Raw genomic sequence first — 14,706 nt, 5'->3', positions numbered from 1 at the left:
GCCGCAATTTTGTATTCCATGATGCGTGGCGTGCTGCCGCGCTTATATAAGAAGATTTGATTATGACGTTGTCTCCTTATCTGCAAGAGGTGGCCAAGCGCCGCACTTTTGCCATTATCTCGCACCCGGATGCCGGTAAAACGACCATCACCGAGAAGGTGTTACTGTTCGGACAGGCTATCCAGACTGCGGGTACCGTTAAAGGCCGTGGCTCCAGCCAGCATGCAAAATCTGACTGGATGGAGATGGAAAAGCAGCGTGGTATTTCGATTACCACCTCCGTGATGCAGTTCCCGTATCATGACTGCCTGGTGAACCTGCTGGATACCCCGGGCCACGAAGACTTCTCTGAAGATACTTACCGTACCCTGACGGCGGTGGACTGCTGTCTGATGGTCATCGACGCCGCGAAAGGGGTAGAAGACAGGACCCGTAAGCTGATGGAAGTGACCCGTCTGCGCGATACGCCGATCCTCACCTTCATGAACAAACTCGACCGTGACATCCGTGACCCGATGGAACTGATGGATGAAGTGGAAAACGAGCTGAAAATCGCCTGTGCGCCAATCACCTGGCCCATTGGCTGCGGTAAGCTGTTCAAAGGGGTGTATCACCTCTACAAAGATGAAACTTACCTGTACCAGACCGGTAAAGGCCACACCATTCAGGAAGTGCGCATCGTGAAAGGTCTAGACAACCCGGATCTGGACGCAGCTGTTGGTGAAGAGCTGGCCGCGCAGCTGCGTGACGAGCTGGAGCTGGTGAAGGGCGCGTCTCACGAATTCGATAAAGATCTGTTCCTGAGCGGTGAAATCACCCCGGTCTTCTTCGGTACTGCGCTGGGTAACTTTGGCGTTGACCACATGCTCGATGGTCTGGTGGAGTGGGCGCCGCAGCCGATGCCACGCAAAACCGATACCCGTGAAGTGGAAGCGAAAGAAGAGAAATTCACCGGCTTTGTCTTCAAAATTCAGGCCAACATGGACCCGAAACACCGCGACCGCGTGGCCTTTATGCGCGTGGTGTCCGGTAAATATGAAAAGGGTATGAAGCTGCGCCAGGTGCGTATCGGTAAAGATGTGGTGATCTCCGACGCGCTGACCTTTATGGCGGGCGACCGTTCGCACGTGGAAGAGGCGTATCCGGGCGACATTATCGGGCTGCACAACCATGGCACGATTCAGATCGGCGATACCTTCACCCAGGGCGAAATGATGAAGTTCACCGGTATTCCGAACTTCGCCCCGGAACTGTTCCGTCGTATTCGTCTGAAGGATCCGCTGAAACAGAAACAGCTGCTGAAAGGCCTGGTTCAGCTCTCCGAAGAGGGCGCGGTGCAGGTGTTCCGCCCAATCGCCAACAACGATCTGATCGTAGGGGCCGTGGGTGTGCTGCAGTTCGACGTGGTTGTTGCGCGCCTGAAGAGCGAATACAACGTGGAAGCGATTTATGAATCAGTGAACGTGGCGACCGCGCGCTGGGTTGAGTGTTCTGACGTGAAGAAATTCGAAGAATTTAAGCGTAAGAATGAAGTTCAGCTGGCGCTGGATGGCGGTGATAACCTGACCTATATCGCCCCAACCATGGTGAACCTCAACCTGACTCAGGAACGTTATCCTGACGTTCAGTTCCGCAAAACGCGCGAACACTAATCCCCTCTCAGAGCACGGCAGTCGCCGTGCTCTTCTTTAATTCCTGTCTTATTAATCCCTTGCGGAATGTTCTTAATTCACTGCATTTTCGCGCTTTTTGCACGTTTTTTACCCGAATCTGAAAGCGGCTCTGTGAGAGTGATCTATATTTAACTCAGTGTTTAGCACCGGGCATGGATAAATTAACTGTTCAATGCATGACTTTAGGTTATCCATTTCGTCTGCGTGTTTATTCGCAATATATATAACTACTAAGGAAGTATGTAGCCCGAATAACGGGTAAACACAGGAATAGATCGATGAATATGACAAGACTGAAGATTTCTAAAACTCTGCTGGCTGTAACACTGGGTAGCGTTCTGGTTAGCGGCTCCGCGCTGGCGGAAAGCAGCACCATGGATAAAGCACAGTCCACGGCGGATACCGCAGGGCAAAAAATCGATAGCTCTATGAATAAAGTCGGCAATTTCATGGATGACAGCTCAATCACAGCAAAAGTGAAAGCCGCACTGGTGGATGACGAAGCCATCAAGAGCACCGATATTTCCGTGAAGACCGATAAGAAAGTGGTCACGCTGAGCGGCTTTGTCGAAAGCCAGGCTCAGGCGGAACAGGCGGTGAAAGTGGCGAAGGGCGTCGAAGGTGTCGCCTCCGTTAGCGATAAACTGCACGTTCGTGACAGCAAAAACGCGTCGGTGAAAGGTTATGCCGGTGATGCTGCCACCACCAGCGAAATCAAAGCTAAACTTTTAGCAGATGACATCGTGCCGTCCCGTAAGGTGAAAGTGGAAACCACCGATGGTGTGGTACAGCTTTCCGGTACGGTTGATTCTCAGGCGCAAATCGAACGCGCCGAGTCTATTGCGAAAGCCATCGATGGTGTGAAAAGCGTTAAAAACGATCTGAAAGCGAAGTAAATCTGGACCATTCGCCCGTCTGGCTAAATCCGGCGGGCGAAATAAGAACGACTCTGGAAAAACGCCGGTGAGCGACCTGAGCGCTCACGTTTAGCGGCCGACATTAACTATGGTAAAGGAGAAGCTTATGTTTCGTTGGGGCATTATATTTCTGGTTATCGCGTTAATTGCCGCCGCATTGGGCTTTGGTGGTCTGGCAGGTACTGCAGCATGGGCAGCTAAAATTGTCTTCGTTGTCGGTATTATTCTGTTCCTGGTCAGCCTGTTTACGGGACGTCGACGTCCGTAGCAAACGCAATATTCTGTCAACAAAGAAAAGCCAGTCACTGCGACTGGCTTTTTCTTATTTGCGTTGCCGGCCGGGTGCGTTACTGTGGTGTTATAAAATAATCAAAACAGGAAAGCAGAGGTGGGGCAACGAATTCCCGTTACGCTCGGCAATATTGCGCCGCTGACGTTAAAGCCGTTTCGCGCAGGCCAACTCGCGCTCGTTTGCGAGGGAGGCGGACAGCGCGGTATTTTCACCGCTGGCGTGCTGGATGAATTTATGCGCGCGCAATTCAACCCGTTTGACCTGTACTTCGGCACGTCTGCCGGGGCGCAAAACCTCTCTGCTTATGTCTGTAACCAGCCTGGCTACGCGCGCAAGGTCATCATGCGCTACACCACGGCAAAAGAATTTTTTAATCCGCTGCGCTTTGTGCGCGGTGGCAACCTGATCGACCTCGACTGGCTGCTGGAGTCGACCTCCAGCCAGATGCCGCTGGCCATGGACACCGCCGCCCGCCTGTTTGATAGCGGTAAAGAATTCTGGATGTGCGCCAGCCGGGGGGATGACTATTCGCCAGGCTATTTTTCTCCTCAGAAGGAGAACTGGCTGGATATCATTCGCGCCTCCAGCGCCATTCCCGGTTTTTATCGTACCGGTGCGCTACTGGATGGCATCAGCTATCTGGACGGGGGCATCAGTGACGCGGTACCGGTGCAGGAAGCTGCCCGGCGCGGGGCGAAAACCATTGTGGTGATCCGTACCGTGCCGTCGCAAATGTATTACACCCCGCAGTGGTTTAAGCGGATGGAGCGCTGGCTGGGTGACAGCAGTCTGCAGCCGCTGGTGAATATCGCGAAGCAGCATGAAACCACCTACGGCGCGATGCAGCGTTTCATTGAAAAACCGCCGGGTAAACTGCGTATTTTTGAAATTTATCCCCCTAAGCCGCTGCTGAGCATGGCGCTGGGCAGCCGCATTCCTGCGCTGCGCATGGATTACAAAACGGGTCGGCTATGCGGACGCTACTTCCTGGCGACGGTGGGAAAAATGCTGGCGGAGCAACCGCCGCTTCACCGGCATAAACGCATTATTACGCCGCCTGCGATAGTCGCCAACGACGCCCTGACGATGCCACTGGTGGATATCCCGCAGGCGAATGACGCTTTATTAGATAACGAGGATCTGGCGTGACGCACCGCTTTGTTGATACCCACTGCCACTTCGATTTTCCGCCGTTTACAGGGGATGAAGCGCAAAGCATTGCGAAAGCCGCCGAGGCAGGCGTTCAGGCCATTATTGTGCCTTCAGTTGAAGCGGCTTATTTTTCCCGCGTGCTGGCGCTTTCCGCACAACACCCCGCGCTCTTTGCCGCGCTTGGCCTGCATCCGATCGTGATTGAGCGACATCTTGACGAGCATCTTGAGAGGCTCGATGAGGTACTGATGACCGCAGGAGATAAACTTGTCGCCATCGGTGAGATCGGCCTCGATCTTTACCGTGAGGATCCGCAGTTTGAGCGCCAGCAGACGATCCTCGACGCGCAGCTCAGGCTGGCGAAGCGTCACGATCTGCCGGTGATCCTCCACTCACGACGCACGCACGATAAGCTGGCAATGCACCTGAAACGCATCGATCTGCCGCGAAAAGGCGTTGTACACGGTTTCTCCGGCAGCCTGCAGCAGGCGCAGCGTTTCATTGAACTGGGCTATAAAATCGGCGTGGGCGGCACCATCACCTATCCACGGGCCAGTAAAACCCGCGAAGTGATGGCCCAGCTGCCCTTGTCAGCCCTGCTGCTGGAAACCGACGCACCGGATATGCCGCTGAACGGTTTTCAGGGGCAGCCGAATCGCCCGGAACAGGCGGCGCGCGTGTTTAGCTCCCTTTGTGAACTGCGAAAAGAGCCTGAAGAGGTGATTGCCGATGCGCTGCTGGAGAATACGCGGTCAGTATTTGGCATCACGCTATAGATACAGCGCCGGACGGATCACCGTTATCTTCTGTTTTTCCAGCGCCTGCGCCAGCGGTTCAACGTCCTCTGGCGTAGCGCTGCGCCAGGACGCCGCCTCACCGTAAACGCCCTGCCCATGAAACGCGTTAATGCGCACTGGCACATTTCCAAGCCCATGGATAAACGTCGTCAGCGGCTTGAGCTGTTCCAGATAGTCACACTGCTCCGGAATGACCAGCAAACGGAGTTCCGTCAAACGATGACGTTCTGCCAGCCAGCGAATGCTTTGCTTGATCAGCGGGTTATCGCGCCCGGTCAGGAAGCGGTGGCGTTCGTTTCCCCACGCCTTGAGATCCAGCATCGCGCCATCCAGTACCGGCAGCAGCTTTTGCCAGCCGGTTTCACTTAACAGACCGTTGCTGTCGACCAGGCAGGTGAGATGGCGCAGGGCAGGATCGGCTTTGATCGCGGTGAACAGCGTGACTAAAAAGGGTAATTGCGTCGTGGCTTCACCGCCACTCACGGTGATGCCTTCAATAAATGGCGCTGCTTTGCGGATCTGCGCGAGGATCTCCTCCACGCTCAGGCGGTGTGCCATGGGCGTCGCCTGCTGCTGGCACAGGTGCAGACAGGTATCGCACTGCTGACAGTGACTCTCCTGCCACCAGACGCGTCCGGCCTGAATGCTAAGGGCTTCATGAGGGCAGTGGGGAACGCAGTCTCCACAGTCGTTGCAGCGGCCGATCGTCCACGGATTGTGGCAGGTTTTGCAGCGCAGGTTGCAGCCCTGCAGGAACAGGGCCAGCCGGCTGCCCGGCCCGTCCACGCAGGAAAAAGGAATGACCTGACTAACTAAAGCGCATCTGCTGTTCATGGCTTATCACGCGTGGCTGACGTTCCAGAATACGGGTATTGCGCGCGGCCTCTTCACCCAGCCACGTGGTATTGGTTCTCGAACCTGCTTCCCGGTATTTCTCCAGATCCGATAATCGCACCATATAGCCGGTCACGCGGACCAGATCGTTACCCGCGACGTTGGCCGTAAATTCCCGCATGCCCGCGTTGAACGCGCCGAGACAGAGTTGAGCCACCGCCTGGGGATTCCGTTTTACCGTCTCATCCAATGTCAGTATGTCGCTTATCCCGGCATGATAGTGCTGGTGATGAGGGGCCACGGCCAGCAGGTGGCTGATGGGATCCGGCTCGTCGCCGTAGGGCAGACGCGCGCCCGGCGTGGTACCCGAATCAGAGCTGATCCCCGACTGCGCATGCAGCATCGCGCGCTGCTTCCAGCCATGTTTCACCGGCGTATGTTCAACAAACGCCGCCAGCTGTTCACTGATGCGATAGCCCAGCGCGTTGGCCTGCTCATCTTTGCCGTAACGCCCTGCGATACCTGCTTTTTCACAGAGCGCATTGACCGCTTCCGCGAGGCCGTACAGGCCAAACATGGGCACAAACCGATCGGCATCAATCAGCCCCTCTTTCACCAGGAAGCTATTCTCAAAGAAGCCGGACTGTTGATACAGAAAATCGCAGCGGGCATCGATGATGGCGATCTGCTGCTGGCAGTAGTGGGGAAGTGTACGGGTGAAAAAATCGTCGAGGGAGGTGCTGTGTTCGGCAATGGCTTTGAGGTTGAGGCGCACCAGGGTACTGCCACCGCCAGCCAGCGGCAGGGAGTTGTAGCAACTCACGACACCGTAACGGCCTTTTGTGAAAATTTTATCATTCACCGGGCCATTCGAAATATGCGGTTTGCTGCATTCGCAAATGTTTTTAGCGACCGCATGCAGCAGATCGTCAGGCGTGATCGCCGGGTCATAAATAAACGTCAGATTCGGTGCGACCTGCTTCAGCTCGGCATCAGCGCGTAAAATGGCGCGCGTGACGGGCGTATCTGCCGGGCCGATATTGGCGTGCATAAAGGCGTCGGGCAAGGTGCGGTCGAGGTAACGCCAGAAACGTTTTATTCGAATATCGATTTCGTCTTGTGTTAGAATTCTAACATACGGTTGCAGAAGTGCATCGAGATGGCCGAGATAGACCGGCATCGATGTGACGGACGGAACATGGTGGTAGAGGATGGTTAACAGCGAGAGGGCGTCATCAAGATCTTTCGCCCCCTCAAGCTCCAGCCACTCTGAACCGTTAGCCAGAAATGTTGCGTAATCCGGCAGAACGTAACGGGGTTTGTAGGGCGCGTGGCCTTCGAACATATCGCAGATAAACCCCTCATCCAGCGCGGCTCGGGCAGCCTCCGGTAGTGCCGGATAAGGCAGATTATTTTCCGCTTCCAGCGCCAGAAAATGCCGTTTTTGTTCTGGGGTTAGCACCGGACTGGTCACAATGTGCTGGCAACGTTGTTGCAGGGCGTCGGGGCTGGCGTGGGACATGTTCGCTTCCTTGAATGTTCTGCGGATGATGAACGGATTGTAGGAAGCCGGCCCGTCAGGGCTTTTGATCTGACAGGGGGAATCGCTGTTTTAGCCGACGATTTCCGTACTAAAGTTTGAAGAAGATCTCATTACAGTAATGCAAATTTGCACGTAGTTTTCATTAACTGTGATGAATGTCGAAGTGTGGATGCGGGTAGATGTTAGAATACTCACAGACCCGCAAGGTAAAATTGATACGGCACTGCCGTTGGAGAATGTTATGACCGATTTAACTGCAAGCAGCCTGCGCGCGTTGAAACTGATGGACCTGACCACCCTGAACGATGACGACACCAATGAAAAAGTCATCGCCCTGTGCCATCAGGCGAAAACGCCCGTCGGTAACACTGCAGCCATCTGTATCTACCCGCGCTTTATCCCGATTGCCCGTAAGACGCTGAAAGAGCAGGGTACTCCGGACGTGCGCATTGCAACCGTGACTAACTTCCCGCACGGCAACGACGATATCGAGATTGCGCTGGCAGAGACCCGTGCGGCGATTGCTTACGGCGCAGACGAAGTTGACGTGGTCTTCCCGTACCGTGCGCTGATCGCCGGCAACGAGCAGGTGGGCTTTGACCTGGTGAAAGCCTGTAAAGAGGCCTGCGCGGCGGCAAACGTGCTGCTTAAGGTGATCATCGAAACCGGCGAGCTGAAAGAAGAAGCGTTGATCCGTAAAGCTTCTGAAATCTCCATCAAAGCCGGTGCCGATTTCATCAAAACCTCGACCGGTAAAGTGCCGGTAAACGCGACCCCGGAAAGCGCACGCATCATGATGGAAGTGATCCGTGATATGGGCGTGGAAAAAACCGTGGGCTTCAAACCGGCGGGCGGTGTGCGTACCGCTGAAGATGCACAGACATTCCTCGCCATTGCAGATGAACTGTTCGGGGCTGACTGGGCTGATTCCCGTCACTACCGCTTCGGCGCGTCAAGCCTGCTGGCCAGCCTGCTGAAAGCGCTGGGACACGGCGACGGCAAGAGCGCAAGCAGCTACTGAGTTTGAATTGCCGGGTGGCGCTACGCTTACCCGGCCTACCCGGATCGTGGTCGGGTAAACCGTACCCGCCACCCTTCACCCGATTCCTCATGGGGGTTACCGTGTTTCTCGCACAAGAAATTATTCGTAAAAAACGTGATGGTCATGCATTAAGCGACGAAGAGATTCGCTTCTTTATCAACGGCATTCGTGATAACACCATCTCTGAAGGGCAGATTGCGGCTCTGGCGATGACCATCTTCTTCCACGATATGTCGATGCCCGAGCGTGTCTCGCTGACCATGGCGATGCGAGATTCAGGAACCGTTCTGGACTGGAAGAGCCTCAATCTTAACGGTCCGATTGTCGACAAACACTCTACCGGCGGCGTAGGCGATGTGACGTCGCTGATGCTCGGCCCAATGGTAGCCGCCTGCGGCGGTTACATTCCGATGATCTCCGGACGCGGCCTGGGCCACACCGGCGGTACGCTCGACAAACTGGAAGCCATTCCGGGCTTCGATATCTTCCCGGATGACAATCGCTTCCGCGACATTATTAAAGACGTTGGTGTGGCGATTATCGGCCAGACCAGCTCACTTGCTCCGGCAGACAAACGTTTCTACGCCACCCGCGATATTACCGCGACCGTTGACTCCATCCCGCTGATCACCGCCTCTATCCTGGCGAAGAAGCTGGCGGAAGGTCTGGATGCGCTGGTGATGGACGTGAAGGTGGGCAGCGGTGCGTTTATGCCAACCTATGAACTCTCTGAAGCGCTGGCCGAAGCGATCGTTGGCGTCTCCAACGGCGCAGGCGTGCGCACCACCGCGCTCCTGACCGACATGAACCAGGTGCTGGCCTCCAGTGCCGGTAACGCAGTTGAAGTGCGTGAAGCGGTGCAGTTCCTGACGGGTGAATACCATAACCCGCGCCTGTTCGACGTCACCATGGCGCTGTGCGTGGAGATGCTGATCTCCGGCAAGCTCGCCAAAGACGACGCCGAAGCGCGCGCGAAGCTGCAGGCGGTGCTGGACAACGGCAAAGCGGCGGAGATCTTCGGCCGCATGGTTGCCGCGCAGAAAGGCCCGACAGACTTCGTCGAAAACTATGCGAAGTACCTGCCAACCGCGACGCTCAGCAAAGCCGTGTATGCCGACAGTGAAGGGTTTGTCTCCGCCATGGACACCCGTGCGCTGGGTATGGCGGTGGTCTCGATGGGCGGCGGTCGTCGTCAGGCCTCAGACACCATTGATTACAGCGTTGGCTTTACCGATATGGCCCGCCTGGGCGACAGCGTTGACGGCCAACGTCCGCTGGCGGTGATCCACGCGAAAGACGAAGCCAGCTGGCAGGAAGCGGCGAAAGCGGTGAAAGCGGCCATTGTGCTCGATGACAAAGCGCCAGAAACCACACCGACGGTCTATCGCCGTATCACCGAATAGCGGTATACTGATCTGATCGATAATTTTTGAAGCACTACGTACGGAGAACAATTATGAAACGTGCATTTATTATGGTGCTGGACTCATTCGGCATCGGCGCAACCGAAGATGCAGAACGTTTTGGTGACGTGGGTTCCGATACCATGGGTCACATCGCGGAAGCCTGTGCAAAAGGCGAAGCGGACAACGGTCGTAAAGGCCCTCTGACTCTACCCAACCTGACCCGCCTCGGCCTGGTCAAAGCGCATGAAGGTTCTACCGGCAAAATCGCCGCCGGTATGGACGGCAACGCGGAAGTAGTGGGTGCCTACGCCTGGGCGCACGAACTCTCTTCCGGTAAAGACACCCCGTCAGGGCACTGGGAAATCGCTGGTGTGCCGGTGCTGTTCGACTGGGGTTATTTCTCCGATCACGAGAACAGCTTCCCGCAGGAACTGCTGGATAAGCTGGTGAAGCGTGCCAATCTGCCGGGCTACCTCGGTAACTGCCACTCCTCCGGTACCGTGATTCTGGACGAGCTGGGCGAAGAGCACATGAAGACCGGCAAGCCGATTTTCTACACCTCTGCTGACTCCGTGTTCCAGATTGCCTGCCACGAAGAAACGTTTGGCCTGGATAAACTCTACGAGCTGTGCGAAATCGCCCGTGAAGAGCTGACCGAAGGCGGCTACAACATTGGCCGCGTTATCGCGCGTCCGTTTATCGGCGACAAAGCGGGTAATTTCCAGCGTACCGGTAACCGTCATGACCTGGCCGTTGAGCCACCGGCGCCTACCGTGCTGCAGAAGCTGGTTGATGAAAAAGGCGGTCACGTGGTTTCCGTGGGTAAAATCGCGGATATTTACGCCAACTGCGGTATCACGAAGAAAGTGAAAGCGACCGGTCTGGATGCGCTGTTTGATGCCACCATCAAAGAGATGAAAGATGCGGGCGACAACACCATCGTCTTCACCAACTTCGTGGACTTCGACTCCTCCTGGGGTCACCGTCGCGACGTAGCGGGTTATGCAGCCGGTCTGGAGCTGTTTGACCGCCGTCTGCCGGAGCTGATGGAGCTGGTAGGAGAAGATGACATTCTGATCCTGACCGCGGACCACGGCTGTGACCCAACCTGGACCGGTACCGACCACACCCGTGAGCACATTCCGGTGCTGGTGTACGGCCCGAAAGTGAAACCCGGTTCGCTCGGTCACCGTGAAACCTTCGCGGACATCGGCCAGACTATCGCGAAATACTTTGGTACGTCTGACATGGAATATGGCAAGGCCATGTTCTGAATGATGTTGGGTGCGGCCTGATGCCCTCACCCCAACCCTCTCCCACAGGGAGAACAGAATGTAGGCCGGGTAAGGCGTAGCCGCCACCCGGCAAAAACAACAATGTAAAAGGAACTGAAGATGGCAACTCCTCACATTAATGCAGAAATGGGTGATTTCGCTGACGTCGTATTGATGCCGGGCGACCCGCTGCGCGCGAAGCACATTGCAGAAACTTTCCTCGAAGACGTGCGTGAAGTGAACAATGTTCGCGGCATGCTGGGCTTCACCGGGACTTACAAAGGCCGCAAAATCTCTGTAATGGGCCACGGTATGGGTATCCCGTCCTGCTCTATCTACACCAAAGAGCTGATCACCGACTTCGGCGTGAAGAAAATCATCCGCGTCGGCTCCTGCGGTGCGGTGCGCATGGACGTTAAGCTGCGTGACGTGGTAATTGGTATGGGTGCCTGCACCGATTCCAAAGTTAACCGTATGCGTTTTAAAGATCATGACTTCGCGGCGATTGCCGACTTCGGCATGGTGCGTAACGCGGTTGACGCGGCAAAAGCGCTGGGCGTGGACGCGCGCGTGGGTAACCTGTTCTCCGCTGACCTGTTCTATGCACCAGACGGCGGCGAGATGTTCGACGTGATGGAAAAATACGGCATCCTGGGCGTGGAAATGGAAGCGGCGGGCATCTACGGCGTCGCGGCCGAGTTCGGTGCGAAAGCGCTGACCATCTGCACCGTGTCTGACCACATCCGTACCCACGAGCAGACCACCGCTGCCGAGCGTCAGACCACCTTTAACGATATGATCAAAATCGCGCTGGAATCTGTTCTGCTGGGCGATAAAGAGTAAGCGCTGTTGTGCCGGGTGGCGGCTTCGCCTGACCCGGCCTACGGTTTTCCAGGCCCGCTAAGCGTAGCGCCAGCGGGCTTTTTTACTAGCGCACGGCCTGTGCAATCCACGCTGACAACTCCCGCAGCTCATTTTCCTGCTCCGGGAAATCCCCAATCAACGCGTCACATTCCTGCTGCAGCATATCCGCCCGGTACAAACAGCCCTGTAAACGTGCAGCGAGCGCTTCCAGCGGCGCCGGATTCAGACTGTCCGTAAACACCTGCGTGCGGGTGATATGCCCTTTCTCGACGTCAAAGTGCAGTTCCACGCCGCCCCAGATAAAACGCTCGTCCAGCAGGTGAGAGAAGGCCGGTGCCTGGCCGAAGTTCCACTCCCAACTGCTCTGGCGGGCAAACGTTTCTGCAAAATTTGGCAGGTCCGGCGTCTTATCCGGCGAAATGACTTCAGCTTCCACGCGCTCGCCGTAATGCGCGAAGAACGCCTCGCGCACGGCCTCACAGATTTGCTCATGGGTAATGCCCGGCAGCAGCTCGACCAGGTTCGCCACGCGGCCGCGCACGGAGGTAATTCCCTTCGCCTGCAGTTTTTTCTTGTCGGGATTCAGGTAGTTCGCCAGCCGACTGAGATCGGCGTTAAGCAGAAGGGTGCCGTGGTGGAACCCGCGATCCATCGTTTCGCGATAGGCAGAGCCGGATACTTTGCGATCCCCGTCGGGCGTTTTGACCACCAGATCGTTACGTCCGGAAGCTTCCGCCGTCACGCCGAGTGAATTCAGCGCGTTGAGCACAATCGAGGTGGAGATGGTTTTGTCGTATTCCGGTTTACCCGCCATAAAGGTAAAGCAGGTATTGCCCAGATCGTGAAACACCGCGCCACCGCCGCTGCTGCGGCGCGCCAGACGAACATTGTCCTCTTCCATACGCCGCGTGTTGCACTCTTTCCACGGGTTTTGCGCGCGGCCAATAACCACCGTATCGGCGTTGCGCCAGAGAAACAGGACGCGCTGGGTAGCGGGCATCTGGCGGAAGATGCACTCTTCAACCGCGAGATTAAACCAGGGATCGTAAGAGTCAGAGATAAGCAGGCGTAACGTCGTCATGGCAGAGTTCCTTTTCCGAATCATCCGCCTACTTTATCACTATTCTTTCTTCTCGCTCTCTTCGTCTTCGGGAACGGATTTGCTGGCGGTCAGCAGGAACGGGGATTGCTGCCAGCGCGAGCGTTTGCCCCGAAGCAGGGTGCGTGCGAGAACCACGCCAATGGCGAGCGAAAGCAGCAGCATCAGGCGCAGAATGTTGGTGGTGTTATCGACCTGCTTGGCTTCGGTTGGCAGAGTATGCGTATCAAGGGTCAGGCGCAGATAGCCCAGCGGACCATTCTTTCCCTGAATGGGCTCGACAATCTGCTGGTTGAAATAGCCGCCGGCTTTTTTACCGTCCAGCGCCAGCCTGTCGCGTACGTCGACATGTTCGCCCGCGCGGGCAATCAGGTCGCCTTGCTCATCATAGACACCGGCATCCAGAATGCGGCTGTTTTCCGTCAGCAGACGTAAAACCTGGCCTATACGTTTTTCGTCCGGCGTTTCGGTACGCATGGACGGCGCAATATTAAACGTCACCTGGCGTGCCAGCGTGCGGGCCAGCTCTTCAAACTGCGGATTGCGTTGCCGTTGATGATTCTGGCTGAACCACGACGCCCCTTGCATCAGCACCACTAAGAGTGCGAGACAGGAGAGGACAATCACGGCGCGATGGAGCCGGAATTTCAGTTTTGCGCGAGCCATATTCCACCTGCTGAAAATTTACGGCTTAATGTTGCCAGAAGTGATGGTTACAGGGTAGCCTCATGCGTTATTTTCCCTCTGCAACCTTCCGGCGCGAACGAAATTACAGGAGCTTTAATGCCGAACATTACCTGGTGTGACCTGCCAACGGATGTCTCTTTATGGCCAGGATTGCCGCTCTCTTTAAGTGGCGATGAGGTGATGCCTCTGGATTACCACGCCGGTCGTAGCGGCTGGCTCCTCTACGGACGCGGTCTGGATAAGCAACGCCTGACCCAGTATCAAAGCAAGCTGGGCGCTGCGATGGTTATCGTCGCCGCCTGGTGCGTGGAAGACTACCAGGTCATTCGCCTGGCTGGCTCCCTGACGCAGCGCGCAACGCGTCTGGCGCATGACGCCGGGCTGGATGTCGCCCCGCTGGGGAAAATTCCGCACCTGAAGACGCCGGGTCTGCTGGTGATGGACATGGACTCGACGGCGATCCAGATCGAATGTATCGATGAGATCGCCAAACTGGCGGGCAGCGGTGAGCTGGTAGCGGAAGTGACCGAGCGTGCGATGCGCGGTGAGCTGGACTTCACCGCCAGCCTGCGACAGCGCGTGGCGACCCTGAAAGGGGCCGATGCCAACATCCTGCGCCAGGTGCGCGATGTACTGCCGCTGATGCCAGGGCTGACGCAGCTGGTGCTGAAGCTGCAGTCCCTTGGCTGGAAAGTGGCGATTGCCTCCGGGGGCTTCACCTTCTTCGCAGATTATCTGCGGGAAAAACTGCATCTGACCACCGTGGTGGCTAATGAGCTGGAGATCATGGACGGTAAACTGACCGGCCAGGTGATCGGCGATATTGTGGATGCCCAGTACAAAGCCAACACCCTGACCCGTCTGGCGGAAAAATATGAGATTCCGGTCGTGCAGACCGTCGCCATCGGGGACGGCGCAAACGACCTGCCGATGATCAAAGCGGCCGGACTTGGCATTGCCTACCATGCCAAACCAAAAGTGAATGAAAAGACGGAAGTGACTATCCGTCATGCTGACCTGATGGGGGTGTTCTGCATTCTCTCCGGCAGCCTTAATCAGAAATAACGGTCTGCTTTGTAGGCCGGGTAAGCGTAAGCGCCACCCGGCACGCAGGCCGCACAGAAAT

Annotated in this window: 14 protein-coding genes; 10 read left to right on the top strand and 4 right to left on the bottom strand. The window is 56.2% G+C overall.

The features are described 5' to 3' along the window. Nucleotides 1–62 precede the first annotated feature (62 nt). The 5 genes from prfC (at nucleotide 63) to GM298_RS09635 (ending at nucleotide 4,810) form a co-directional block, all read left to right on the top strand. The gene (gene prfC, locus GM298_RS09655; protein ID WP_045284844.1) at nucleotides 63–1,652 is read left to right on the top strand and encodes a peptide chain release factor 3; all 1,590 of its coding nucleotides are present in this window, start codon (nucleotides 63–65) and stop codon (nucleotides 1,650–1,652) included. Nucleotides 1,653–1,951: 299 nt separating this feature from the next. Continuing rightward, on the top strand, nucleotides 1,952–2,569 hold the full coding sequence (osmY, locus tag GM298_RS09650; protein WP_045284843.1) for a molecular chaperone OsmY: 618 nt from the start codon (nucleotides 1,952–1,954) through the stop codon (nucleotides 2,567–2,569). A gap of 127 nt (nucleotides 2,570–2,696) precedes the next feature. Further along, on the top strand, nucleotides 2,697–2,858 hold the full coding sequence (locus GM298_RS09645) for a DUF1328 domain-containing protein (protein WP_003856556.1): 162 nt from the start codon (nucleotides 2,697–2,699) through the stop codon (nucleotides 2,856–2,858). Nucleotides 2,859–2,978: 120 nt separating this feature from the next. Next, entirely contained in the window at nucleotides 2,979–4,031 is a 1,053-nt protein-coding gene (locus GM298_RS09640) for a patatin-like phospholipase family protein (RefSeq protein ID WP_045284842.1), read from the top strand. Next, entirely contained in the window at nucleotides 4,028–4,810 is a 783-nt protein-coding gene (locus GM298_RS09635) for a TatD family hydrolase (protein ID WP_266154016.1), read from the top strand. The genes GM298_RS09640 and GM298_RS09635 overlap by 4 nt, the downstream gene beginning before the upstream one ends. On the opposite strand, the gene GM298_RS09630 is transcribed toward GM298_RS09635, so the two are convergent. Together GM298_RS09630 and GM298_RS09625 are read right to left on the bottom strand one after the other, a co-directional pair. Beyond that, entirely contained in the window at nucleotides 4,805–5,665 is an 861-nt protein-coding gene (locus GM298_RS09630) for a YjjW family glycine radical enzyme activase (RefSeq protein ID WP_025757489.1), read from the bottom strand. The two genes, GM298_RS09635 and GM298_RS09630, sit on opposite strands and share 6 nt — an antisense overlap. Beyond that, nucleotides 5,640–7,187 carry a YjjI family glycine radical enzyme gene (locus GM298_RS09625; protein WP_266154015.1) on the bottom strand — a complete coding sequence of 516 codons (1,548 nt, stop codon included), beginning with the start codon at nucleotides 7,185–7,187 and terminating at the stop codon, nucleotides 5,640–5,642. Before GM298_RS09625 ends, GM298_RS09630 begins: the two co-directional genes overlap by 26 nt. A gap of 262 nt (nucleotides 7,188–7,449) precedes the next feature. Here GM298_RS09625 and deoC point away from each other — a divergent pair, with 262 nt between their 5' ends. The 4 genes from deoC to deoD all read left to right on the top strand — a co-directional run bounded on the left by deoC (nucleotide 7,450) and on the right by deoD (nucleotide 11,773). Then, on the top strand, nucleotides 7,450–8,229 hold the full coding sequence (gene deoC, locus GM298_RS09620) for a deoxyribose-phosphate aldolase (protein WP_032672469.1): 780 nt from the start codon (nucleotides 7,450–7,452) through the stop codon (nucleotides 8,227–8,229). Between the two features lie 101 nt (nucleotides 8,230–8,330). Continuing rightward, entirely contained in the window at nucleotides 8,331–9,653 is a 1,323-nt protein-coding gene (deoA, locus tag GM298_RS09615; protein ID WP_266154014.1) for a thymidine phosphorylase, read from the top strand. Between the two features lie 53 nt (nucleotides 9,654–9,706). Beyond that, the gene (deoB, locus tag GM298_RS09610) at nucleotides 9,707–10,930 is read left to right on the top strand and encodes a phosphopentomutase (RefSeq protein WP_025757495.1); all 1,224 of its coding nucleotides are present in this window, start codon (nucleotides 9,707–9,709) and stop codon (nucleotides 10,928–10,930) included. Between the two features lie 120 nt (nucleotides 10,931–11,050). Next, entirely contained in the window at nucleotides 11,051–11,773 is a 723-nt protein-coding gene (gene deoD / locus GM298_RS09605) for a purine-nucleoside phosphorylase (protein WP_013095492.1), read from the top strand. A gap of 85 nt (nucleotides 11,774–11,858) precedes the next feature. Here deoD and lplA read toward each other — a convergent pair whose 3' ends face one another. Together lplA and GM298_RS09595 are read right to left on the bottom strand one after the other, a co-directional pair. Further along, a complete protein-coding gene (gene lplA, locus GM298_RS09600) occupies nucleotides 11,859–12,875 on the bottom strand; it encodes a lipoate--protein ligase LplA (RefSeq protein ID WP_266154013.1) in 1,017 nt (338 codons plus the stop codon). A gap of 39 nt (nucleotides 12,876–12,914) precedes the next feature. Further along, on the bottom strand, nucleotides 12,915–13,559 hold the full coding sequence (locus tag GM298_RS09595; protein WP_025757499.1) for a YtjB family periplasmic protein: 645 nt from the start codon (nucleotides 13,557–13,559) through the stop codon (nucleotides 12,915–12,917). 117 nt (nucleotides 13,560–13,676) lie between these two features. Between GM298_RS09595 and serB the strand changes: the two genes are divergently transcribed. Continuing rightward, nucleotides 13,677–14,645 carry a phosphoserine phosphatase gene (serB, locus tag GM298_RS09590; RefSeq protein ID WP_025757501.1) on the top strand — a complete coding sequence of 323 codons (969 nt, stop codon included), beginning with the start codon at nucleotides 13,677–13,679 and terminating at the stop codon, nucleotides 14,643–14,645. The last annotated feature ends 61 nt before the right edge of the window (nucleotides 14,646–14,706 follow it).

This window comes from Enterobacter sp. HSTU-ASh6, from assembly GCF_026319105.1.
GTDB classification, from domain to species: Bacteria; Pseudomonadota; Gammaproteobacteria; order Enterobacterales; family Enterobacteriaceae; genus Enterobacter; species Enterobacter sichuanensis.
This window is presented reverse-complemented; position numbering and strand designations above follow the sequence as displayed.

Bases quoted from the DNA above. Each gene is read 5' to 3' on its own strand.
- prfC (WP_045284844.1), top strand. From the start codon at position 63: ATGACGTTGTCTCCTTATCTGCAAGAGGTGGCCAAGCGCCGCACTTTT.
- osmY (WP_045284843.1), top strand. From the start codon at position 1,952: ATGAATATGACAAGACTGAAGATTTCTAAAACTCTGCTGGCTGTAACA.
- GM298_RS09645 (WP_003856556.1), top strand. From the start codon at position 2,697: ATGTTTCGTTGGGGCATTATATTTCTGGTTATCGCGTTAATTGCCGCC.
- GM298_RS09630 (WP_025757489.1), bottom strand. From the start codon at position 5,665: ATGAACAGCAGATGCGCTTTAGTTAGTCAGGTCATTCCTTTTTCCTGC.
- GM298_RS09625 (WP_266154015.1), bottom strand. From the start codon at position 7,187: ATGTCCCACGCCAGCCCCGACGCCCTGCAACAACGTTGCCAGCACATT.
- deoC (WP_032672469.1), top strand. From the start codon at position 7,450: ATGACCGATTTAACTGCAAGCAGCCTGCGCGCGTTGAAACTGATGGAC.
- deoB (WP_025757495.1), top strand. From the start codon at position 9,707: ATGAAACGTGCATTTATTATGGTGCTGGACTCATTCGGCATCGGCGCA.
- deoD (WP_013095492.1), top strand. From the start codon at position 11,051: ATGGCAACTCCTCACATTAATGCAGAAATGGGTGATTTCGCTGACGTC.
- lplA (WP_266154013.1), bottom strand. From the start codon at position 12,875: ATGACGACGTTACGCCTGCTTATCTCTGACTCTTACGATCCCTGGTTT.
- GM298_RS09595 (WP_025757499.1), bottom strand. From the start codon at position 13,559: ATGGCTCGCGCAAAACTGAAATTCCGGCTCCATCGCGCCGTGATTGTC.
- serB (WP_025757501.1), top strand. From the start codon at position 13,677: ATGCCGAACATTACCTGGTGTGACCTGCCAACGGATGTCTCTTTATGG.